This window comes from Paenibacillus sp. BSR1-1, assembly GCF_030403775.1.
Classification (GTDB): Bacteria; Bacillota; Bacilli; order Bacillales; family Cytobacillaceae; genus Neobacillus.
Genome location: NZ_JAQMWQ010000001.1, coordinates 337,345 through 359,310, shown reverse-complemented (window position 1 = coordinate 359,310; position 21,966 = coordinate 337,345). Strand labels below are relative to the sequence as shown.

Sequence of the window (21,966 nt, the reverse complement as noted above, 5' to 3'; positions counted from 1 at the left end):
AAAACTGTTCGTCTTACTAGGCGAGCAGTTTTTTATTGCTCCTTTGTAACCTTGTATTCATTTAATCGTCCGTATTTATAAAGAGAGAAAAAGGGGTGTCATCGATTGAAAAAGATAAAAAATGTGTTCCCTATTTTTTTCATTGTTTTAATGCTTGGTATTACAGGGTGTAGTTCAAGTAGTAATGAGGGCGCGAAAATAAGTAAGGAGAATACAGCTAAAATGGATTCTGCGCAGTCAAGTAATGGAGAGAAGTCCTCGATATACTCTGGTGAGACAGATAATGCTAGTGTTCCAAAGGAGAAATCAATACTCGAAGTTCCTAACAAGATGGTTATCTATCAAGCGGATTTGCAGCTAAGGGTCAAAAAATTTGAACAAACGGTCAAAAACCTTGAAGAAAAGGCAGAAACATATGGCGGCTATATTGCTTCATCTAATGTTACTAGAGAAGGGAAAGAGCAGGTAAGCGGCAGTATTACGATCCGAATACCGCAAAAGAATTTTCAGGCTTTTTTACATGATGCAGAGGGGCAGGCTGCCGAAGTTCTGCAGCGGAATATAACGGGGCAGGATGTAACAGAGGAATATGTCGATCTTGAATCTAGATTAAAATCTAAACGGGTCGTAGAAGAGCGATTATTATCATTTATGAAAACTGCAACAAAAACGGAGGATCTATTAAAAATCTCCGCCGATTTAGCCGCCGTACAAGAAGAAATAGAAACAATCGAGGGGAAAATGAAATTCTTAGAAAATCAAACTTCGTTTTCAACCGTCACAATCACTCTATATGAAAATAAGGTTATTGTTCCCAATATTGAGAGAGACAAACTTAATACATGGGAAAAGACGAAAAAGCAATTTATGAAAAGTACAAACATGTTATTAAGCTTGGTGTCCGGTTTAGTTGTCTTTATAATCGGTAACCTACCGATTCTGGTGATATTAGCTATTATAGGTTTTGCAGTTTTTCTATTTTATCGAAAGAGGAAAAATAGAAATGGTGTTTAAGCAGTATTTCAGACTATATAAAAAATGTTCATCAATGCTAAAATGGGAGCATAGCAGAAATTGTATTTGCTGGGGGAGTTTTTGTGAAGAAAAGCTTTGCGGTCATTGGATTGGGCCGTTTTGGAGGCAGTATTTGCCGTACACTGACAGATGAGGGAATGGAAGTTTTAGCAATTGATGTTAATGAAGAGCGTGTTAATGAATATTCCATGATTGCCTCCCATACTGTTGTGGGAGATTCAACAGACGAAAACGTCTTGAAGAGTTTAGGGATTCGCAATTTTGATCATGTGATTGTAGCGATTGGCGATGATATTCAATCGAGTATTTTAACAACGCTAATTTTAAAGGAATTAGGAGTCGGCCAAATTACTTCCAAAGCACAAAATGATTATCATGAAAAGGTTCTGCGAAAGATTGGGGCGGATCATGTTGTGCATCCTGAAAGAGATATGGGAAAAAGGATTGCTATTAATATGTCATCCAGCAATGTGGTTGATTATCTCCAGCTCTCAGATGACCATAGCATTGTTGAAATAGTGGCAAATGGAAAACTTGGCGGCAATACAATCATGGATTTGGATGTTCGTAAAAAGTATGGTTTAAATATCGTGGCGATAAAAAGAGGTGAAGAAATCATTGTTTCTCCTCAGGCGAAAGAAACGATTCAAACTAGAGATGTGTTAATAGTAATTGGAAACACTAACGACATCAGCAGGTTTGAAAAAAAAGGTATTGGAATAAAGTAAAGCGTAAGCACCAAAAGGTGCTTACGCTTTGTTAATATTAAACTTCCATAATGATAGGTAAAATCATTGGGCGACGTTTTGTTTTTTCATAAAGGAAAGGTGCTAATGTATCAGTAATTTCATTTTTAATTTCTGACCACTGACTTGTCTTTCGCTCCATAACCTTATTTAAATGCTTTGTAATTAAATTTTGTGCATCATTGATTAAATCACCAGATTCTCTCATATAAACAAATCCGCGAGAAATCAGGTCTGGTCCAGAAGCAATTTTGAATTCCTTCATATTAATGCTGACAACCACAACAACTAACCCTTCCTCAGAAAGAATTCGTCGATCACGTAAGACGATATTTCCAATATCCCCGACACCACTGCCGTCAATGTAGACAGATCCTGATGGAATTTTTCCGGCTACCTGTGCTGAGTTTTCCGAGAGTGCTAGTACTTCACCATTGTCCATAATGAAGCAATTTTCCTCATCAACACCACAGTCTACTGCAAGTTTTGCGTGCATGCGCTGCATCCGGTATTCACCGTGTATTGGCATAAAGAATTTAGGTTTAATTAGCCGCAGCATCAATTTTTGTTCCTCTTGTCCACCATGTCCAGAGGTATGAATATTACTTAGTTTTCCGTGAATGACGTCCGCACCGGCTCTATACAACATGTTAATTGTTCGGCTGACACTTATTGTGTTACCAGGAATAGGTGATGATGAAAAAACAACAGTATCCCCAGGTATTATTTGAATTTGTCTGTGTGTGCCATTTGCAATTCTTGATAGAGCTGCCATTGGTTCACCTTGGCTGCCGGTACAAAGAATAGTAACTTTATCGGCAGGTAAGCGATTAATTTGATTAGCTTCAATAAATGTTTCTTTTGGAGCATTAATATATCCTAATTCAAGGCCTATATTAATGGCTGCTTCCATGCTTCGACCAAATACAGCTACTTTTCTGTCATTTTCTACAGCTGCCTCGACAACTTGCTGCAGTCTATGAATATTCGAAGCAAACGTTGCAAAAATAATTCGGCCATCGACTTTTCGGAAGATATCTTGAATGCTTTCTCCAACCCTGCGCTCAGACATTGTAAAATCCGGAATTTCACTATTTGTACTGTCAGAAAGTAGACAAAGTACACCTTCTTTTCCAATTTCGGCCATTTTCGTTAAATTAGCAGGTTCACCCACAGGAGTAAAATCAAATTTAAAGTCCCCTGTATGAACGATTTGACCCGGAGGAGTTTTAACTACAATACCATAGGAGTCAGGAATGCTGTGAGTAGTTCGGAAAAATGTCACCGATGTTTTTCGGAACTTAATCACATCATCTTCTTTTATCTCAATTAATTTGGCATTCCTTAATAAACCATGCTCTTCCAATTTATTTTTAATTAAACCGAGTGCCAGTTTTCCTCCATAAATAGGGATATTGACTTCTCTTAATAAATAAGGAATACCGCCGATGTGGTCTTCGTGCCCGTGTGTAACGAATAACCCCTTAATTTTTTCTTCATTTTTAACTAAATAGGTATAATCAGGAATGACATAATCAATACCTAATAGTTCATCCTCAGGGAATTTGATTCCAGCATCAATTAAAATAATCTCATCCTGGAATTGAACTGCATATGTGTTTTTGCCAATTTCCCCTAAACCTCCCAGGGCAAAAACAGCAGTTTGATCATTTTTAACAAATTTCATAAATTATATCTCCAATACTTTAAAATCTTCATTTTGTTTTTCATATTCTAAATAGGCGCCTTTAACTTCTTGTACAAATTCAACATTATAGCCGCGGTCGGCAATTTTTGTACGAACGTCACGTACGGATTCTCCCTCAATATAGAGAGTTTTTGTATTCTCTCTGACTGGGACTTCTTTAATGCTTTCCTGGTAGTAAACTTTAAATAGCATAACAAAATCGCTCCTCACTAAATCATAACTTTTTCTATTATATAAAACATTTTCATCTTTTTCATTATTTTCTTAGAAAGCAATGGACTATTATGAAAAGTATGTAATAAAAGAATCTGTTTTTACAATTTACAATAATGAAGGAGCCCTTCGCAAGTTAGAAGGGCTCAAAAAAAATTTAGGCAATGGATTTTTTTCGCAGCAAATCTTTCCACTGTTTTAAAAGCTTTTTTCTTAGCTTCTTTAACATAGTGGATCATCTCCTTAATTCTTATTTTAAACATTCCTTGTCCAAAGTAAAGCAAGCTATGGCAGATAATTGAAATTTTTTTAAATGATAGTTTTTTTTACTATTATTATATGATGAAAATGCTGATTCTTTCATGGTTAAACATGGAATTGCTAAAGTTGAAACAAATTGACATTTACTCTGAGAAGGTTTAGTGTTTTTAAGGAATAAATAAAAGAGATAAAAGGAAAAGGAATTAAGGGGAATGGGGAAATTATTTACTGCTTTGATTGGATTAAGCCTTATTTGGGGCACATCCTTTTTATTTATTAAAGTTCTATTAACTTCTATGGGACCTGCTTCAATTGTATTTGGCCGTTGCCTTTTTGGAACGATAATCCTTTTTGCTATCATTATTGTGCAAAAGAAAAAAATAATCCTTAAGAAACTACCTTGGTTTAAGCTGATCCTGATTGCCATGACAAATAACGTGCTTCCATGGTTGTTAATTTGTTCAAGTGAAACGAAGCTCACCTCAAGTATGGCCTCAATTATTAATGCAACAACACCAATTTGGACATTAATTATTGGTTTTATCTTCTTTTCTTCTTCGTTAAGGAAAAGTCAATGGATTGGAATTTTCGTTGGCTTTATAGGGATTTTTATTTTATCTGATGTCAAATTAGGTGATCTCTATTCAGGTAATTTAACTGGGATTTTGCTAATGACCGGTGCCACTTTTTGTTATGGATTGGCATCACACTTAACAAAAAAACATTTAACCGAATTATCGGTGTTGGAAACTTCATTCTTTACGCTATTAATTTCCACTATAATGGGCTTTATTATTGTTTGGTCTACTAATCCAAGATTTATTTCTTCTTTTATTACTACAGAAACGGTGGGCCCTTTTATTGGCCTAGGGGCACTTGGTTCGGGGATCGCTTATTTATTGTTTTATTATCTGGTTAAAAAGGGAAGTCCTGAATTTGCTTCACTTGTTACCTATCTAGTACCAATTTCTGCTGTTTTTTGGGGAGCAATGCTTTTAAAAGAGAATATTCACTTATCAATGATTATTGGCTTAGCAGTGATTTTTATTGGCGTTTATATTGCCTCTATCAAACCAAAAGATAAATCAAGTGTTACACATGCAGCATAAGTGTTTGATTAAAGGAGATATGGAATATGAAAAAAATTGTCTTTTTTGATATCGATGGGACATTACTTGATCATGAAAAGAAACTTCCGATCAGCACGAAAAATGCCATTCAATTACTAAAGGAAAATGGAGTTTTTGTCGCAATTGCTACAGGAAGGGCTCCTTTCATGTTCGAAGGGCTGCGTGAGGAGCTTGATATAGATTCCTTTGTAAGCTTCAATGGTCAATATGTGGTCTTTGAAAAAAAGGCGATATACGAGAATCCATTGAATGAAAGCGGGATGGAAAAACTTTATCAAAAAGCACAAATCAATAAGCACCCTTTAGTATTTATGACAGAAAAAACGATGAAGTCGAGTGTAAAACATCATCCATTCATTGAAACTAGTTTAGGAAGCCTAAATTTTTTACATCCGGACGAGGATTCGCATTTTTATGTGAATCGAAAATTGTATCAGTCGCTGCTTTTTTGTGAGAGCCAAGATGAACATATTTACTTAGATGCATTCCCAGATTTTGATTTTATTAGATGGCATCCTTATTCTGTTGATATCCTGCCAAAAGGCGGCTCAAAAGCCGAAGGCATTAAAAAAATGATTGATCAACTAGGGTTTGAACTAAAGGATGTATATGCTTTTGGCGATGGCTTAAACGATTTAGAAATGCTGAAGGAAGTAGGGACAGGTGTAGCGATGGGCAATGGTGTTCCAGAAGCAAAACAACATGCCGACTTAATCACAACTGATGTCTCCAACAATGGTATTTGGAATGGATTAAAAGAATTGCAGCTCATTTAAAAAAACTCGCCATTTGGCGAGTTTCTTTATCTTTCGATTGGGATTGCTCCTTGGATCTCTTTTAATGGTTCTTGTTTATCAATATGATCATAAAACATGACACCATTTAAATGATCAATTTCATGTTGAAAGCAAATAGCAGGCAGACCTTTTAAACGAAGCTTTACCTCTTCGCCATTAAGGTTTATTCCTTTAACTGTGATTCGCGCATATCTCGGAACATAACCTGGTATGGCTTCGTCCACGGAAAGACAGCCTTCACCTGAAGTTAAATAAGCCATTTCTACAGAGTGACTGATAATTTTCGGATTAAACAAGGCATAACTGTAATGAACCCCCTTTTCATCCGTTAAATGGACCGCAATCATTCGTTTAGATACATTAATCTGAGGGGCAGCTAACCCAATTCCTGGACGCAGGCCATATTGGTACGCGATTTCGGGATTTTGGCTGTTAATTACGTATTCTAATAAGCTTCGTAAAATTTGTGTATCCTCTTCTGATGGCGGCATTTGTACTTCTGCAGCCACTTTTCTAAGAGTAGGATGGCCATCCCGAATGATATCCTCCATCGTTAACATGAACATTCACTCCTGAATTTAAATGTAATTAAGTGCAACAATAGTCTATCAAACAATGTATAAAATGTTAACAATTGATTACCAAAAACATCTATGTATATTGTCAAACCAATAAAGTACAGATATAGTAAGAAATGTTATAGATAGGAGGTTCATAAATGTTTTTTACCAGAAAAAAAAGGTTAGTTTTATTTTTTTTAGCTGCCTTTGTAATTTTAACTGGATGTAATAATAAAAAGTCTTCACTCGAAAAAATGTATGAAACTCTAGAAAATGTGGCAGCTAAAGAAAAGGTATTCGAAGAGCAGCAAGAACCACTTGTAACATTAGAGAAGAAAGAAAAAGGTTTATATGACCAAATAATCGGTCTTGGAATGAAGGAATATGACGAGATAGTTAAGCTTTCAGATGAAGCGCTGGACCTCGCAGCTCAACGTCAAGAGCATATGGAAAAAGAAACAAAAAGCATTAAGGAATCTGAAAAAGAATTTAAAAAAATAGCTGTAACAAAAGAACAGCTTGATGATCCGTCACTAAAAAAATTAGCAAATGAACTTTATGATATTATGATGGAAAGGTACCAGGCCCATGATGTGCTTTACACTGCCTATACGGAGGCATTAAAAAATGACCAGCAATTGTATGAAATGTTTAAGAATAAGAACCTGCAGCTCGAAGATTTAGAAGGGCAGGTAGTAAAGCTAAATGATTCTTATAAAAAAGTTTTTGAGGCCAATGAAAATTTTAATAAGTTAACGGAACAATATAATGACAAGAAACTTGCCTTTTATAAAAAGGCAGAATTAATAACAAAATAACCTTTTCATTCTTTAAATCGGCCATGGCCGATTTTTTTCTATATTATAACACAGTTCAAAATGGTGGAATTTTATATAACAGTAATAAAAATATATTAGTACAGTTGTGGTTGGAACGATTGTAATTAGCATTATCTTTATGGTGAAAAATTATTATGCAAAGGATTTGACGCGTTTAAATGAATGGTGTAAACTCGAATATGGGTTGAGTTGTTGTATCATTGTAGTTACATAAAAAACTAATACAGAATAAGATGTTAGAGAATAAAAAAATGATGTAAAATGCACATCAGGCTTTTATTCGTGTTTTTGGGGTAATCTAACTTAGTGGATTTTATTTTTATTTTATCTTTTGATTAGAAAGGAAGATGTGATCAAATGGCTTCAAAACTTAAGAATGCAGAGCTCAATGCGAAGAACGCACTTGAGGCTGTCGAAAATCAATTTGAAACTCTTCAAATTTTAAATGAAGAAGGCGAAGTTGTTAACGAAGCTGCAATGCCGGAACTAACGGATGACCAGCTTCAGGAACTTATGCGCCGTATGGTTTATACACGTATCCTAGATCAACGTTCAATTTCCTTAAACCGTCAAGGCAGACTAGGATTTTATGCACCAACTGCAGGGCAGGAGGCATCACAATTAGCTTCTCAATTTGCTCTTGAAAAAGAAGATTTTATATTACCTGGGTACCGTGATGTACCACAATTAATTTGGCATGGACTGCCTTTATATCAAGCATTTTTATTCTCACGCGGACACTTCCAAGGTAACCAAATTCCTGAGGGTGTAAATATCCTATCACCACAAATTATTATTGGTGCACAGTATATTCAAGCTGCAGGAGTTGCCTTAGGGTATAAAAAGAGCGGCAAGAAAGCTGTTGCTATTACCTACACAGGTGACGGCGGTGCATCTCAAGGGGATTTCTATGAAGGAATTAACTTTGCAGGGGCGTTTAAAGCACCAGCGATTTTTATTGTGCAAAATAATCGTTTTGCGATTTCGACTCCTGTTGAAAAACAATCAGCTGCAAAAACAATTGCTCAAAAAGCGGTTGCGGCAGGTATCCCTGGCATTCAAGTAGACGGAATGGATCCATTAGCTGTCTATGCAGCAGTTCGTGATGCGCGTGAACGTGCTGTCAACGGTGAAGGGCCAACATTAATCGAAACTTTAACTTACAGATATGGTCCACATACTATGGCAGGTGACGATCCTACCCGTTATCGTACGGCTGATCTTGATAACGAATGGGAAAAGAAAGATCCTTTAGTACGTTTCCGTAAGTTCCTTGAAAAGAAAGGTTTATGGAATGAGGAGAAGGAAAATCAAGTAATCGAACAAGCAAAAGAAGATATTAAAGAGGCAATCAAAAAAGCGGATGCTGCACCAAAGCAAAAGGTTACTGACCTTATGTCCAACATGTTTGAAGAAATGCCTTCTAACTTGAAAGAACAGTATGAAATCTATAAAGCAAAGGAGTCGAAGTAAGTCATGGCTCAAATGACAATGATTCAAGCTATTACCGATGCACTGCGTACAGAGCTTCGGAATGATCCAAATACATTGGTTTTCGGTGAAGACGTTGGTGTAAACGGCGGTGTATTCCGTGCAACTGAAGGCTTACAAAAAGAATTTACAGAGGACCGTGTGTTTGACACCCCTCTTGCTGAATCGGGAATTGGAGGATTGGCGATTGGTTTGGCTCTGACTGGATTCCGTCCAATACCTGAAATTCAATTCTTTGGATTCGTTTTTGAAGTTATGGATTCCATTGCTGGTCAAATGTCTCGTATGCGCTACCGTTCCGGCGGCCGCTATAATATGCCAATAACTGTTCGTTCTCCATTTGGCGGGGGTGTTCATACACCTGAGCTTCATTCAGACAGTTTAGAAGGTTTAATGGCACAAACTCCTGGTTTAAAAGTCGTTGTTCCATCTACACCATATGATGCTAAAGGATTATTGTTGTCTGCCATCCGTGATAATGACCCAGTCATTTTCCTTGAGCATTTAAAATTATATCGTGCATTCCGCCAAGAGGTTCCTGAAGAAGAATATACTATTCCTCTTGGGAAAGCTGATGTTAAGCGTGAAGGTACAGACCTATCCATTATTACCTACGGAGCTATGGTTCATGAATCATTAAAGGCAGCGGACGAATTAGCAAAAGAGGGACATTCCGTCGAAGTTATTGACCTAAGAACAATTAGTCCGCTTGATATTGACACTATTATTGCGTCAGTTGAAAAAACAGGACGGGCAATTGTAGTTCAAGAAGCACAAAAGCAAGCGGGGGTAGCAGCAAACGTGGTTGCCGAAATCAATGATCGAGCTATTTTAAGCTTAGAAGCTCCTGTATTACGTGTTGCTGCAGCGGATACGATTTATCCTTTCTCTCAAGCAGAATCTGTTTGGCTGCCAAATTATAAAGACGTTATTGAGACAGCGAAAAAAGTATTATCATTCTAATTCTTTTATACAGAAATCTAATTAAAATAGGAGGATGAATCCAAGTGAGCGCAACCGCAACCACATTTCAATTTAAAATGCCTGACATTGGTGAGGGTATTCACGAAGGTGAAATTGTCAAATGGTTCATCAAACCAGGCGATAAAGTTCAGGAAGATGATGTTCTTTGTGAAATCCAAAATGATAAAGCAGTCGTTGAAATACCTTCGCCGGTAGAAGGAACTGTTTTAGAAGTATTAGTTGGAGAGGGAACTGTAGCAACTGTTGGCCAGGTCCTTGTAACCTTTGATGCACCAGGATATGAAAATTTACAATTTAAGGGCGATCATGGTGACGAAGCTCCTGCTCCGGCGGAAACACCGGCAGCACCAGCAGCACCAACACCTGCCCCAGAAGCAAAGACAGAAGCTGTTCCTGCTCAGGCACCAGTAGCTGCTCAGCCTCAGGCAGAAGTTGATCCAAACCGCCGTATCATTGCGATGCCATCTGTTCGAAAATATGCACGCGATAAGGGTGTGGAAATTGCTTTAGTTGCAGGAACAGGAAAAAATGGCCGGATTATGAAAGCTGATATTGATGCATTCTTATCTGGCGGCGCACAAGCAGCAGCACCACAAGCTGACTTAGCAGCTCCTGTTCAAGCAGAAACTCAGGCAGCAGAAGCTCCAAAAGCAGCTGCTCCAATTCCACAGGGAGAATACCCTGAAACTCGTGAAAAAATGAGCGGAATTCGTAAAGCAATTGCGAAAGCAATGGTGAATTCCAAGCATACTGCTCCACATGTAACTTTAATGGATGAAGTGGATGTTACAAAACTAGTATCACATCGTAAGAAATTCAAAGAAGTTGCTGCTGCAAAAGGCATCAAGCTGACTTTCTTGCCGTACATCGTAAAAGCATTAACAAGTGCACTACGTGAATTCCCTGCACTTAATACATCTCTAGATGATGCAACAAGTGAAATTATTCATAAGCATTACTACAATATTGGAATTGCTGCTGATACAGAAAAAGGCTTATTAGTTCCAGTTGTAAAAGATGCTGATCGAAAGTCAGTTTTCTCAATTTCTAATGACATAAATGAACTGGCTACAAAAGCACGTGATGGTAAGCTTGCACCGAATGAAATGAAGGGTGCTTCATGTACAATTTCCAATATTGGCTCTGCAGGTGGACAATGGTTTACTCCGGTAATCAACCATCCTGAAGTAGCGATTTTGGGTGTAGGCAGAATTGCTGAAAAACCAATTGTAAGAGACGGTGAAATTGTCGCTGCTCCGGTATTGGCACTTTCATTAAGTTTCGATCACCGTATGATTGACGGTGCAACTGCACAGAATGCATTAAATCACATCAAGCGATTGTTGAACGATCCTGAACTATTGTTAATGGAGGCGTAATAAATGGTAGTTGGAGATTTCCCGATTGAAACAGATACTATAGTCATTGGAGCAGGTCCTGGAGGATATGTTGCAGCCATTCGTGCTGCTCAGCTGGGACAAAAAGTAACGATAGTTGAAAAAGAATATGTCGGCGGTGTATGCCTGAATGTAGGATGTATTCCTTCTAAAGCTTTAATAGCAGCAGGACATCGTTATGAAACAGCCAAACATTCAGAAGGCTTTGGTATTACTGCTGAAAATGTAAAAGTTGATTTTACAAAGGTTCAAGAATTTAAAGCTGGAATCGTGAATAAGTTAACTGGCGGTGTAGAAGGACTATTAAAAGGAAATAAGGCTGACATTGTTCGTGGTGAAGCGTATTTTGTTGATGCCAATACACTACGGGTTATTAATGAAGATTCAGCTCAAACATATACCTTTAAGAATGCGATTATTGCAACTGGCTCCCGTCCTATTGAACTGCCAGCATTTAAATATTCAAAACGTATTCTTAACTCAACGGGTGCTTTAAATTTAAATGAAATTCCAGAAAAAATCGTTGTCATTGGCGGCGGTGTCATTGGAATTGAACTCGGTGGAGCTTATGCAAACTTTGGCAGTCAAGTAACAATACTAGAAGGTGCTGAGGAAATTCTAGGTGTTGGCACATTTGATAAGCAAATGGCAGCACTTGTAAAGCGCACCATGAAGAAAAAAGGCGCGGAATTCTATACAAAAGCGTTAGCAAAGGGTGTAGAAGAAACTGAAACGGGTGTGGTTGTCACTTTTGAAACAAAAGGTGAAGAAAAGAAAATTGAAGCTGATTACGTTTTTGTCATGGTTGGGCGTCGTCCTAACACGGATGAAATGGGACTTGAACAAGTTGGTGTAAAATTATCTGACCGCGGTCTTATTGAAATTGACAAGCAATGCCGGACAAATATTAGTAATATCTATGCGATTGGTGATGTTGTTGCTGGACCTCAACTAGCACATAAGGCATCCTATGAAGCAAAAATTGCGGCTGAAGCGATTGCCGGCCACCCTTCCGAAATTGATTATTTAGGAATTCCGGCCGTTGTTTTCTCTGAGCCAGAGTTGGCTTCTGTTGGATACACAGAATCACAGGCAAAAGAGGAAGGCATTGAAGTAATTTCTGCTAAATTTCCATTTGCAGCAAATGGCCGTGCCCTATCTCTTGACAGCAGTGATGGTTTCTTAAAATTAATTACCCGTAAAGAAGACGGTTTAGTTATTGGTGCACAAATTGCTGGTGCAAGTGCGTCAGATATGATTGCCGAGCTTGGTCTGGCAATTGAAGCAGGAATGACTGCTGAAGACCTTGCTATGACCATTCATGCGCATCCAACTCTTGGTGAAATAACAATGGAAGCAGCTGAGGTTGCACTAGGAAGCCCAATCCATATTATGAAGTAATAGACCTTGTAAAAGGAACCTTGTTAATTGGAGCGGAAGGCGCGAGACTCCTGCGGGAGTACGGGTCAGGGGAGACACCGCAGGCGCTTTGCGCCGAGGAGGCTCCTCGACCCGCCCGCGGAAAGCGAAGCGCCTGTAGCTGAAATTAACAAGCAAGTTTGATACAGTAAAATAAAGTCCTTTTCCTTGTCATAAGGGAAAGGACTTTATTTTTTTTTAGCGAATAAGTATATAGATAAATGCATTTTGAGTGGTGATAAATATGAGGGTCTATATTGTCATGATGCTGCAATTTATCATTTGGAGTGGATATACCTTTATTGAATGGTTATCAAAACATGATCAACTAATTTATAAGGTTATTATGTTCTTTGTATTTTTTTATTTAGCATATTTAATTGGCAATCAAGTAACAAGGTCGGCTCGGAAAACGCTCTTCATTACAACCTTAAGCCTAATTATTTATACTTCCATTCACTATACAATGGCCCTTTTTATCCATTAAAAAAAGCCCCCTTAAGGGAGCTTTCATTGTTTATTTCCTTGGATAATAATACATTACTCGTTCATTAAAAAGATGCAGTTCACCTTTTAACTTCTTTGCGAGGAATTTACAAAATTCATTAGCCTTCCCTTTATCTCCGAAGGTGGATTGTTCAGGAAGGGTCACTTGTATGTAAGATTGTTCTCGTTCTTGACCATTTTCCTCTCGAATGGTTTCTTTGTCTATCCCCAATAAAATAGCCCGGTAACGGTCATTGTCAGAATATAAATAAAACCAGGAGCCTTTTCCTTCATCGGTTTCCTTTATTTCATAAGGGAAAGCAGATTCTCCATACTGCCAGTTAAGTTGATCACCTGTTTTAGCTGTAATGTCTTTATAAAAATGAAATAATTCCTTTACTTCTTCAATAGATATAGTTTGTTTCGCAGATGAAGGCACAAGTTTAATAAATGCATTTTCAGCCATCATCATTCCCCCTCACTATCCGTTAATATATGCCCTTCTATTCTAGCACTGAACAAAAAGTGATGACAACAATAACAAATAAAATGCCAAGATTTCTTGTCATTTTTCTAAAAATAAATTATAATAATATTCTAAATATTTAAATAAAAAGGAGGAGTCAAATGGAGTTATTTGATAAGCTCTATGATGAGCACGAAAATGCAAAAGTGAGGTTTATCGGCTTTACAACTGAACATACCCGTTATGACTTTGGAATTATTTACACAAATATGTTTTTCGGAAAACCTCTTGTCATCTGCATGCAAACTGGCCGTTCAACTCTCCTCGACCCCAAAGATATTGAAGATATTGATTACCTTCAAACCGTATTCCGTATCCCTGACAAACAACAGGCATCTGATTTGGCTGAATTCTTTAATGAAGCAATACCGGCTGCACCCTTCGTCACCCAATATGAATAATGATTTAAAAAAAGGGGCCCTCAGGGGGTCTTTTTTTATGCTTATTTTTTAAATGTGACATACAAATTAGGCTTGAAAAATTAAATGTGATATATTATTATTGTCTTAAGGGATATTTAAACGCTTTCAAAATATTGATCATTCAATTAATGAAAAGGGGATTGGACAGATGGGAACTCTTGTATGCCAAACTTGTAACTCTACAATTGATCATTTTGAAGATGAAAAAGTAACAGTGCTTTATTCAAAGTGCAATTGCTGCGAAGACCAGCATAGCCACGAAGAAGTAAAATAATTGTTCTTATAAAATTAAAACAGGATTCCGTAATTGGAATCCTGTCTTTTTATTTTATGGCTTTATATTCTTTAATAACGTGAATCATTTTCAGTTCATCATCTTCTGGTCCTTGAACAGGAAGGCCAACTTCCAAGTTTTTCTTGATATAATAAAGGTTTTCTTTTGTAATAATTTCACCAGGAATAAAAATTGGGATACCAGGCGGGTAGACCATAACAAATTCCGCAATGATCCTTCCTTCTGATTCGGCAAATGGAATAACTTCCGTATCCGCATAAAAGGCATCTCTTGGTGTTAATGCTAGCACAGGGATCTCAGGAAGCAAGACTTCTAGGGGTTCTACTTTTTCTGCACGGTGTGCGCATTCTTCAGCTAAATCTTTTAAGGCAGCAACTAGAAGATCTGCCTCATACTCGGTATCCCCTAATGTAATGATGCAAAGGATATTATATAGGTCTGATAGTTCAACTTCAATGTTATGTTTTTCTCTAAGCCATTTTTCAACATCATAACCGGTTAAACCTAAATCTTTAACAGAAATAATCAACTTAGTTGGATCAAAATCATAGGTGGCTTTTGAACCCAATATTTCTTCGCCGACGCAATATATATGGTCAATTTCGTTAACTCTTTTTCGGATTGACTGGGCTAGCCTAATCGTCCTATCAATTAATTCTTTTCCTTTCGTTGCTAACTGCTTTCTTGCCACGTCAAGTGAAGCAAGCAATAGATAGGATGTTGACGTTGTTGTCAGCATGCTTAAAATGGATTGAACATGTTTAACAGATACAAGACCTTCCTTTACATTTAGGATGGAGCTTTGTGTCATTGAGCCGCCCAGCTTATGAACACTAGTTGCTGCCATATCCGCACCGGCCTGCATAGCAGAAAGCGGCAGATCATCATGGAAATGAATATGGACGCCATGTGCTTCATCAACAAGGACAGGAACATTATAAGAATGGGCTATCTCAACTATTTTCTTTAAATCAGCAGAGATGCCGAAGTAGGTTGGATTGATAACGAGAACCCCTTTTGCATCAGGGTGCTGCTCGAGAGCCTTTTCAACAGAATCAGTTGTTATTCCATGGGAGATACCTAGTTCTATATCGATTTCTGGATGAATAAATACAGGAATTGCTCCAGAAAAAACGATTGCTGACATGACGGATTTATGGACGTTTCTTGGTACGATGATTTTTTCTCCAGGACCACATACTGCCATAACCATTGTCATGATAGCTCCGCTCGTGCCTTGTACTGAGAAAAAAGTATGATCCGCACCAAAGGCTTTGGCGGCTAAATCTTGAGCCTCTTTAATCATACCCTTTGGGGAATGCAAATCATCAAGCGGTCCAATATTAATTAAGTCAATAGACAGGGCATTGTCACCGATAAAATTTCGAAATTCCGGATCAATTCCAGCCCCTTTTTTATGGCCGGGAATATGGAATTGTATTGGATTTCTTTTTGCATGCTTTAATAACCCGCTAAATAACGGTGTTTGATTTTGCGACAATTTATAACCACACCTCTTTATCAAAAAAATACTCATTTACTCATTAATTAAACATAAAACAAAAGCATTATAGCACTAATCGTTTACATTGCATAGATTTATTGTTTAGTTTTCCTTTTTAACAGGAAAATTACCCTTTTAGAACGAAATAAGAAAGTATGAAAATTTTTAGGAGGAATTTAAATTGAAGTGGCAAACAAGAGTAACAGATATTCTTAACATTCGCTATCCCATTATTCAAGGGGGACTTGCTTATTTAGCCTATTCTGAATTGGCGGCAGCGGTTTCTAATGCCGGGGGCCTTGGTCAAATAACCGCGATGTCTTTAGCTAGTCCCGAGCAGCTGAGAGAAGAAATAAGGAAGGTAAAGCAATTAACTAATCATCCATTTGGTGTTAATTTTGCCATTGGTCAGCACGGCAGGCCATTCTCTGACATGCTGCAGGTAGCCATTGATGAAGAAGTACCGGTTGTTTCGATGACAGGCGGCAATCCAGCTCCTATTTTTGAACAATTAAAAGGAACATCAATAAAAACACTCGTACTCGTGGCCGCAAGAAGACAGGCGGTTAAAGCGGAAGAACTTGGAGCCGATGCAGTCATGGTAGTGGGTCAGGAGGGCGGAGGGCATCTTGGCCGTGACGATATTGGTACAATGGTGCTAATTCCACAAGTTGTTGATAGTGTATCAATCCCGGTTATTGCATCAGGGGGAATAGGTGATGGCAGAGGGTTGATGGCAGCACTAAGTTTAGGGGCGGAAGGAATTGAAATGGGAACAAGGTTTATTGCCACAAAAGAATGTGTTCATGCAAATGAGGTATATAAACAAGCACTGGTAGCAGGAACAGAAACCGATACGGTGGTGATTAAACGTTCCTTAGGTGCACCTGCCCGGGCGATAGCAAACAGCTGGACTGAAAAAATTATTGAAATTGAAAAAAATAAGGGTGATTATGATAAGTTAAAAGATTTTATTAGTGGTATGGCTAATAAACGGTACATATATGAGGGTACTGTTGATGAAGGATTCGCATGGGCTGGACAGGTAATGGGCCTTATTAAAGATGTACCAACAGTAGCAGAACTATTCGAGAGAATCATTAATGATGCGGAACAAATTCGTGCCAACTGGGGAAAATAAGGTATGATACTCTTGAATGATTAGTAAGAGGTGAAGAAATGGAGTACCAATACCCGATTGATTATAACTGGACAACTGATGAAATCGTTGATGTCATTAACTTTTTTGAAGCAATTGAGAGGGCTTATGAAAAAGGAATTGAACGCGATGAAGTAATGAAGATTTACCGTCGTTTTAAAGAAATTGTCCCAAGTAAAGCGCAGGAGAAAACGCTTTGTGGAGAATTTGAGGAAATAAGCGGCTATTCATCATACCGGACAATAAAAAAGGCAAAAGAAGCATCATCTGGAGAACAAATATTAATGAGGTAAAAAGGAGAAGCTCCCGAATTTGTTCAGGAGCTTTTTCTTATTTTATGTTTTGAGCAATTTTATAAAGCGGGGCTACTTGATTAAAAACTTCATCAATTTTTTGTAAGAGTCCATCTGCTCCCATTTCAATTACGCTTTCTCTGCCAATCGTATACCCACATAATAATTCTGCTTTTTTTATGTTTTGAAAACGGTCAAATAGGGATTGTAAATCCTTTTTTGTCATATCCCCGTGTATAAAAACATCAGGCTTCATATGATCTCCTGACCATACATAGTCTTTTGGCGTTTCTTTGAAAAATTTATTTATTTTTTTAGCAAGCCTTGCCCCAATCACTTCTTTTTGTGGAGCTTCATAAATAACGGCAAACCAAATGAATAAATGGGTGTTCCATAATCCTATTTGAAAATGAGGAAGCATCTTATAACCGCGGGAATTATTTGCGAAGGCTACCCATGTATCCTTTGGCGGATTGATTGTCCTTCTTGCATGCTTTGCAACATGGACAAACATTTCATCCCCTGTTATTTGTGATAATGTTGGAGCGAAATATTCACCTAAGTTCTCTAATTTAGGACGAATTGTTTCTTTTAGTGCCTCCATTCGAGCCTCTAAACCATCTATTAAAAAGACATCAAAATCTTCATTCGTAAATCCTTTGAAATTCAACATTTCTTTACCCCCAACCAGCCATTTGTCATATATTGTAGCATAACAGGGAAAAGACAAGAAGTTTGAAGCTTTTCTAGGTTAGAGCACATATTTGTTGCAAGATAACAATTTGACTCATATTATACAGTAAAAAAAATAATCTGAAAAATGGGAAAAATCTTCGAAAGGGGAGGAGAAGTGTGAAACAATTGATGAATACTTCATTAAAAAAAGCAAGTGATAAGGAAAGAACCGCTGTTTTAAGATTGGAAATGGATTATGAATTAGCAGTATTATTTGAGGCGATTGAAGAAAAAAATGAAAAGAAAATGAAAGAATGCAAAACAAAGTTAGAAAAAATCCGCCAAGAATTATTACGATTAAAAGCATTTTAATTGAGAGGTTTCTAAGGGGTAACAAGTTAGAATGAAGATTGATATACTACTTATCTAAAACGAACTCCAAACAGTGAGGGGAGTTCGTTTGTTATTGTTCAGCGATAAATAAAAGTCGGCTAAAAGTTGATATGGATGATTATTTTGATTAAGCTATAAATACTACTACATAGGAATTTTGAAAAATAATCCATTTATATTTGGAGGGGAATCATGAATTGGGAAAGAATTTATGCCAACGCAAAGGAATGGGTAATAGAAGCTGGTGACAGGATCCGTTCCTCCTTTGATAAAACCTTAAATATTCAGACAAAATCAAACCCTAATGACCTGGTCACGAATATGGACAAGGAAATTGAACAATTTTTTATTGCGAAAATAAAAGAGGTTTATCCTGAGGATAAAATCATGGGGGAAGAGGGGTTTGGAGACAAACTGACAAGTCTTGAAGGCATCGTTTGGATAATTGACCCAATTGATGGAACGATGAACTTTATCCATCAACAAAGGAATTTCGCGATTTCCCTTGGAGTGTATGAAAACGGTGTAGGAAAAATTGGGATTATTTATGATGTGGTGCATGATGAGTTATATCATGCATTTAGTGGGAAAGGGGCTTATTTAAATGAAAACCCTATTCCTCGCCTGGAGGAAACGACTGTACAGGAATCGATAATTGCCTTGAATGCCACATGGGTAATGGAGAATCGTCGAATCGATCATAATTTAATGATACCATTAGTACGGGCTGCCAGAGGAACAAGGTCGTATGGAACAGCTGCCCTTGAAATGGTGTTCGTGGCTACGGGAAGAGTGGATTCATACCTTTCCATGAGGTTATCGCCATGGGATTATGCTGCTGGGGTAGTTATAATCGAGGAACTAGGTGGGATTGTTACAAATTTAAGAGGAGAAAAGCTGGATTTTCTAACCCAGGACTCACTTTTTGCTGCCAAACCAGGTCTTCACCAGACGATACTGAAGGAATATTTAAAGGATGGAAGATGGTAAAAGAAGCCAAAACAATTGGCTTCTTTTTTAATTGAAAAGAATATATATTTCATTTTCGAGAATTGTCCAGCTCCAGCGCCTAGCCCCTCGAGGTTTCTTGTCGGGGCTGACCAAGGCGCTTGCGCTTTTCTTATAGCTTACCGTTTTCACGCATTCTTTTTTTGGTGGAAAAACCTAGGCCCATTATAACAATCACAGCCAGTATACAGCCGATAATACCAAGAACGCTTTTTTCACTTATGGCAACGCCTATCCCCATAATGCTTGCTGCTGCTAAAATTGCGTAAATTAGTAATGACCATTTAATGTTTTTCATTATTTTTGCCCCTCAAATTTATATTTATTTTCATTCTACATAAAATGCTTTTAGGTTTCCACTTTAATTATGGTATAATGTTTTAGTTGTATATGGGAAACTATAAATAGTTTTATTTTTTATAGAATAAAGGCAGGAGTGGAAAATTTTTGAAAATTAGAGAAGATATTCGTAATATAGCGATAATCGCCCACGTTGACCATGGAAAAACAACGTTGGTTGACCAATTGTTAAAACAATCAGGTACATTCCGTTCTAACGAACACGTGGAAGAGCGTGCGATGGACTCAAATGATTTGGAAAGAGAACGCGGAATTACTATCCTTGCGAAAAATACAGCGATTCAGTATAAAGATACTCGAATCAATATTTTAGATACACCTGGACACGCTGACTTCGGAGGAGAAGTAGAGCGTATTATGAAAATGGTTGATGGGGTATTGCTCGTGGTTGACGCTTACGAAGGATGTATGCCGCAAACTCGTTTTGTTCTAAAGAAAGCATTAGAACAAAACTTAACACCAATTGTTGTGGTCAATAAAATTGACCGTGATTTTGCGCGTCCTGCCGAAGTAATCGATGAAGTGATTGATTTATTTATCGAGCTTGATGCTTCAGAGGACCAACTTGAATTCCCAGTTATCTATGCATCAGCTATAAATGGTACAGCCAGCACTGACCCAGAAAAGCAAGACGAAAATATGCAATCCTTGTATGATGCCATTGTTGATCATATTCCTGCACCGATTGATAACCGTGAAGAGCCGCTTCAATTCCAGGTAGCACTTCTTGATTATAATGATTATGTCGGAAGAATCGGAATCGGCCGCGTTTTCCGTGGAACAATGAAGGTTGGACAGCAAGTTGCATTGATGAAATTAGACGGATCTGTAAAACAATTCCGTGTTACCAAAATTTTTGGTTTCTTTGGTTTAAAACGCGAAGAAGTTCAAGAAGCAAAAGCTGGAGATTTAATTGCTGTTTCCGGTATGGAAGATATTAATGTTGGTGAAACGGTTTGTCCTATTGAGCATCAAGAAGCATTGCCGATTTTAAGAATCGATGAACCAACCCTTCAAATGACTTTTGTCGTTAATAATAGTCCATTTGCTGGAAGAGAAGGTAAGTATTTAACCTCGAGAAAAATTGAGGAAAGACTTCGTGCTCAATTACAAACAGATGTCAGCTTGCGTGTTGAAAATACCGACTCACCTGATGCTTGGATTGTATCTGGCCGTGGAGAGCTGCATTTATCTATTTTGATTGAAAATATGCGTCGTGAAGGCTATGAACTTCAAGTTTCAAAGCCGGAAGTTATCGTAAAAGAAATTGATGGCGTTCGTTGTGAACCGATTGAAAGAGTTCAAATCGATGTTCCAGAAGAGCATACAGGTGCTGTGATGGAATCTATTGGTGCCCGTAAAGGTGAAATGCTTGATATGATTAACAACGGAACCGGTCAGGTTCGTTTGATCTTTAATGTTCCTGCACGCGGCTTAATTGGCTATACTACAGAGTTCTTAACAATGACTCGCGGTTATGGAATTATTAATCATACTTTCGATAGCTATCAGCCGATGGTACAAGGAAATGTTGGAGGCAGACACCAAGGTGTACTTGTTTCCATGGAATCTGGAAAAGCTTCTACCTATGGTATCATGCAAGTTGAAGACCGTGGCACGATTTTCGTTGAACCAGGAACAGAAATTTACGAAGGCATGATTGTTGGAGAGCACACTCGTGAAAATGACTTAACTGTCAATATTACGAAGATGAAACAAGCAACAAATGTTCGTTCTGCTAATAAAGACCAAACATCTGTCATTAAGAAACCACGAATCATGACATTAGAGGAATCATTAGAGTATTTAAATGATGACGAATATTGCGAAGTAACTCCTGAATCAATCCGTCTTCGAAAGAAGATTCTTGATAAAAACGAACGTGAAAAAATGGCGAAAAAGAAGAAATACGCTGAAATGAGTTAATTTAGGAGGTTTTTGTCGTGGATGTTGCAGAACGGCTCTCATTCTTTGCTGCACTCTATAAGGTAAGCGAACAACCCAAAGTCGGTATGTGGCTTTTATATTTAACAATTGTGGCATTATCAATTGTTGTTTATAAACTAGGTTTTGCCAAAAAGCTGCCGATTGGAAAATCAATTATCATTTACATCTTTTTATTTGTAGGGTGTACACTTCTTACTTTTTTGGGAATCTTTTTGCCTGTTGCCGAGGGTCTTGTTGTTGCGGCTTTGATCTTAATAATTTATAAAATCCGCTTACACCAATCAAAGAAGCAGCATACGGAAGCAAAATAACGGGGGA

The 21,966-nt window shown here is 37.7% G+C and carries 25 protein-coding genes; 18 read left to right on the top strand and 7 right to left on the bottom strand.

What is annotated here, in order from left to right:
* The first annotated feature begins 105 nt into the window (after positions 1–105).
* Positions 106–1,014: a DUF4349 domain-containing protein gene (locus PH210_RS01760; RefSeq protein WP_289982475.1), complete on the top strand. Its 909-nt coding sequence runs from the start codon at positions 106–108 to the stop codon at positions 1,012–1,014.
* An 83-nt stretch (positions 1,015–1,097) separates the two neighbouring features.
* Positions 1,098–1,763 (top strand): potassium channel family protein, encoded by a 666-nt coding sequence (locus tag PH210_RS01755; protein WP_289982473.1) that lies wholly within the window; start codon positions 1,098–1,100, stop codon positions 1,761–1,763.
* Positions 1,764–1,800: 37 nt separating this feature from the next.
* Here PH210_RS01755 and rnjA read toward each other — a convergent pair whose 3' ends face one another.
* A complete protein-coding gene (gene rnjA, locus PH210_RS01750) occupies positions 1,801–3,468 on the bottom strand; it encodes a ribonuclease J1 (protein ID WP_289982471.1) in 1,668 nt (555 codons plus the stop codon).
* 3 nt (positions 3,469–3,471) lie between these two features.
* A complete protein-coding gene (locus tag PH210_RS01745; protein WP_223595187.1) occupies positions 3,472–3,681 on the bottom strand; it encodes a DNA-dependent RNA polymerase subunit epsilon in 210 nt (69 codons plus the stop codon).
* Positions 3,682–4,175: 494 nt separating this feature from the next.
* Here PH210_RS01745 and PH210_RS01740 point away from each other — a divergent pair, with 494 nt between their 5' ends.
* Positions 4,176–5,072: a DMT family transporter gene (locus PH210_RS01740; RefSeq protein WP_289982465.1), complete on the top strand. Its 897-nt coding sequence runs from the start codon at positions 4,176–4,178 to the stop codon at positions 5,070–5,072.
* A gap of 26 nt (positions 5,073–5,098) precedes the next feature.
* Entirely contained in the window at positions 5,099–5,869 is a 771-nt protein-coding gene (locus PH210_RS01735) for a Cof-type HAD-IIB family hydrolase (RefSeq protein ID WP_289982464.1), read from the top strand.
* A gap of 26 nt (positions 5,870–5,895) precedes the next feature.
* Here PH210_RS01735 and def read toward each other — a convergent pair whose 3' ends face one another.
* Positions 5,896–6,450 (bottom strand): peptide deformylase, encoded by a 555-nt coding sequence (def, locus tag PH210_RS01730; RefSeq protein ID WP_289982461.1) that lies wholly within the window; start codon positions 6,448–6,450, stop codon positions 5,896–5,898.
* A 158-nt stretch (positions 6,451–6,608) separates the two neighbouring features.
* On the opposite strand from def, the gene PH210_RS01725 reads away from it, so the two are divergent.
* The 6 genes from PH210_RS01725 (at position 6,609) to PH210_RS01700 (ending at position 13,067) form a co-directional block, all read left to right on the top strand.
* Positions 6,609–7,268 (top strand): YkyA family protein, encoded by a 660-nt coding sequence (locus PH210_RS01725; protein ID WP_289982459.1) that lies wholly within the window; start codon positions 6,609–6,611, stop codon positions 7,266–7,268.
* A 378-nt stretch (positions 7,269–7,646) separates the two neighbouring features.
* Positions 7,647–8,762 (top strand): pyruvate dehydrogenase (acetyl-transferring) E1 component subunit alpha, encoded by a 1,116-nt coding sequence (gene pdhA / locus PH210_RS01720; protein ID WP_289982457.1) that lies wholly within the window; start codon positions 7,647–7,649, stop codon positions 8,760–8,762.
* A gap of 3 nt (positions 8,763–8,765) precedes the next feature.
* Complete coding sequence (locus PH210_RS01715) at positions 8,766–9,743, top strand: alpha-ketoacid dehydrogenase subunit beta (protein WP_289982456.1); 978 nt, start codon at positions 8,766–8,768, stop codon at positions 9,741–9,743.
* A 77-nt stretch (positions 9,744–9,820) separates the two neighbouring features.
* Complete coding sequence (locus PH210_RS01710) at positions 9,821–11,143, top strand: dihydrolipoamide acetyltransferase family protein (RefSeq protein WP_289982966.1); 1,323 nt, start codon at positions 9,821–9,823, stop codon at positions 11,141–11,143.
* Positions 11,144–11,146: 3 nt separating this feature from the next.
* The gene (lpdA, locus tag PH210_RS01705) at positions 11,147–12,562 is read left to right on the top strand and encodes a dihydrolipoyl dehydrogenase (protein WP_289982454.1); all 1,416 of its coding nucleotides are present in this window, start codon (positions 11,147–11,149) and stop codon (positions 12,560–12,562) included.
* 262 nt (positions 12,563–12,824) lie between these two features.
* Positions 12,825–13,067 (top strand): hypothetical protein, encoded by a 243-nt coding sequence (locus PH210_RS01700; RefSeq protein ID WP_289982453.1) that lies wholly within the window; start codon positions 12,825–12,827, stop codon positions 13,065–13,067.
* Positions 13,068–13,097: 30 nt separating this feature from the next.
* Here the strand turns inward: PH210_RS01700 and PH210_RS01695 are convergent, their stop codons facing one another.
* Entirely contained in the window at positions 13,098–13,532 is a 435-nt protein-coding gene (locus tag PH210_RS01695) for a DUF1885 family protein (protein WP_289982451.1), read from the bottom strand.
* A gap of 161 nt (positions 13,533–13,693) precedes the next feature.
* On the opposite strand from PH210_RS01695, the gene PH210_RS01690 reads away from it, so the two are divergent.
* Positions 13,694–13,993: a DUF3055 domain-containing protein gene (locus tag PH210_RS01690; protein ID WP_289982450.1), complete on the top strand. Its 300-nt coding sequence runs from the start codon at positions 13,694–13,696 to the stop codon at positions 13,991–13,993.
* Positions 13,994–14,162: 169 nt separating this feature from the next.
* Positions 14,163–14,288 carry a GapA-binding peptide SR1P gene (locus PH210_RS01685; protein WP_289982449.1) on the top strand — a complete coding sequence of 42 codons (126 nt, stop codon included), beginning with the start codon at positions 14,163–14,165 and terminating at the stop codon, positions 14,286–14,288.
* A gap of 49 nt (positions 14,289–14,337) precedes the next feature.
* On the opposite strand, the gene PH210_RS01680 is transcribed toward PH210_RS01685, so the two are convergent.
* On the bottom strand, positions 14,338–15,810 hold the full coding sequence (locus PH210_RS01680; RefSeq protein ID WP_289982448.1) for an aminotransferase class I/II-fold pyridoxal phosphate-dependent enzyme: 1,473 nt from the start codon (positions 15,808–15,810) through the stop codon (positions 14,338–14,340).
* Between the two features lie 184 nt (positions 15,811–15,994).
* On the opposite strand from PH210_RS01680, the gene PH210_RS01675 reads away from it, so the two are divergent.
* Positions 15,995–16,954, top strand: a complete 960-nt coding sequence (locus tag PH210_RS01675; RefSeq protein ID WP_289982447.1) for an NAD(P)H-dependent flavin oxidoreductase — start codon at positions 15,995–15,997, stop codon at positions 16,952–16,954.
* 38 nt (positions 16,955–16,992) lie between these two features.
* Entirely contained in the window at positions 16,993–17,265 is a 273-nt protein-coding gene (locus PH210_RS01670) for a UPF0223 family protein (RefSeq protein ID WP_289982446.1), read from the top strand.
* A gap of 37 nt (positions 17,266–17,302) precedes the next feature.
* Here the strand turns inward: PH210_RS01670 and PH210_RS01665 are convergent, their stop codons facing one another.
* The gene (locus PH210_RS01665; protein WP_483312070.1) at positions 17,303–17,938 is read right to left on the bottom strand and encodes a YktB family protein; all 636 of its coding nucleotides are present in this window, start codon (positions 17,936–17,938) and stop codon (positions 17,303–17,305) included.
* A 179-nt stretch (positions 17,939–18,117) separates the two neighbouring features.
* Here PH210_RS01665 and PH210_RS01660 point away from each other — a divergent pair, with 179 nt between their 5' ends.
* Both PH210_RS01660 and PH210_RS01655 read left to right on the top strand, forming a co-directional pair.
* The gene (locus PH210_RS01660; protein ID WP_289982445.1) at positions 18,118–18,312 is read left to right on the top strand and encodes a YkzI domain-containing protein; all 195 of its coding nucleotides are present in this window, start codon (positions 18,118–18,120) and stop codon (positions 18,310–18,312) included.
* A gap of 210 nt (positions 18,313–18,522) precedes the next feature.
* Positions 18,523–19,323 (top strand): inositol monophosphatase family protein, encoded by an 801-nt coding sequence (locus tag PH210_RS01655; protein WP_483312076.1) that lies wholly within the window; start codon positions 18,523–18,525, stop codon positions 19,321–19,323.
* A 130-nt stretch (positions 19,324–19,453) separates the two neighbouring features.
* Here PH210_RS01655 and PH210_RS01650 read toward each other — a convergent pair whose 3' ends face one another.
* The gene (locus PH210_RS01650) at positions 19,454–19,639 is read right to left on the bottom strand and encodes a YlaF family protein (protein WP_289982442.1); all 186 of its coding nucleotides are present in this window, start codon (positions 19,637–19,639) and stop codon (positions 19,454–19,456) included.
* A gap of 149 nt (positions 19,640–19,788) precedes the next feature.
* Between PH210_RS01650 and typA the strand changes: the two genes are divergently transcribed.
* Complete coding sequence (typA, locus tag PH210_RS01645; RefSeq protein WP_289982439.1) at positions 19,789–21,627, top strand: translational GTPase TypA; 1,839 nt, start codon at positions 19,789–19,791, stop codon at positions 21,625–21,627.
* Between the two features lie 17 nt (positions 21,628–21,644).
* Positions 21,645–21,959 (top strand): YlaH-like family protein, encoded by a 315-nt coding sequence (locus PH210_RS01640; protein WP_289982438.1) that lies wholly within the window; start codon positions 21,645–21,647, stop codon positions 21,957–21,959.
* Positions 21,960–21,966 lie beyond the last annotated feature (7 nt).

Coding starts and splice junctions, on each gene's coding strand:
- def (WP_289982461.1), bottom strand. CDS start 6,450: ATGTTAACGATGGAGGATATCATTCGGGATGGCCATCCTACTCTTAGA.
- PH210_RS01715 (WP_289982456.1), top strand. CDS start 8,766: ATGGCTCAAATGACAATGATTCAAGCTATTACCGATGCACTGCGTACA.
- PH210_RS01685 (WP_289982449.1), top strand. CDS start 14,163: ATGGGAACTCTTGTATGCCAAACTTGTAACTCTACAATTGATCATTTT.
- PH210_RS01690 (WP_289982450.1), top strand. CDS start 13,694: ATGGAGTTATTTGATAAGCTCTATGATGAGCACGAAAATGCAAAAGTG.
- PH210_RS01665 (WP_483312070.1), bottom strand. CDS start 17,938: ATGTTGAATTTCAAAGGATTTACGAATGAAGATTTTGATGTCTTTTTA.
- PH210_RS01695 (WP_289982451.1), bottom strand. CDS start 13,532: ATGGCTGAAAATGCATTTATTAAACTTGTGCCTTCATCTGCGAAACAA.
- PH210_RS01725 (WP_289982459.1), top strand. CDS start 6,609: ATGTTTTTTACCAGAAAAAAAAGGTTAGTTTTATTTTTTTTAGCTGCC.
- PH210_RS01700 (WP_289982453.1), top strand. CDS start 12,825: ATGAGGGTCTATATTGTCATGATGCTGCAATTTATCATTTGGAGTGGA.
- rnjA (WP_289982471.1), bottom strand. CDS start 3,468: ATGAAATTTGTTAAAAATGATCAAACTGCTGTTTTTGCCCTGGGAGGT.
- PH210_RS01670 (WP_289982446.1), top strand. CDS start 16,993: ATGGAGTACCAATACCCGATTGATTATAACTGGACAACTGATGAAATC.
- PH210_RS01710 (WP_289982966.1), top strand. CDS start 9,821: ATGCCTGACATTGGTGAGGGTATTCACGAAGGTGAAATTGTCAAATGG.
- pdhA (WP_289982457.1), top strand. CDS start 7,647: ATGGCTTCAAAACTTAAGAATGCAGAGCTCAATGCGAAGAACGCACTT.
- PH210_RS01650 (WP_289982442.1), bottom strand. CDS start 19,639: ATGAAAAACATTAAATGGTCATTACTAATTTACGCAATTTTAGCAGCA.
- PH210_RS01735 (WP_289982464.1), top strand. CDS start 5,099: ATGAAAAAAATTGTCTTTTTTGATATCGATGGGACATTACTTGATCAT.
- lpdA (WP_289982454.1), top strand. CDS start 11,147: ATGGTAGTTGGAGATTTCCCGATTGAAACAGATACTATAGTCATTGGA.
- PH210_RS01745 (WP_223595187.1), bottom strand. CDS start 3,681: ATGCTATTTAAAGTTTACTACCAGGAAAGCATTAAAGAAGTCCCAGTC.
- PH210_RS01740 (WP_289982465.1), top strand. CDS start 4,176: ATGGGGAAATTATTTACTGCTTTGATTGGATTAAGCCTTATTTGGGGC.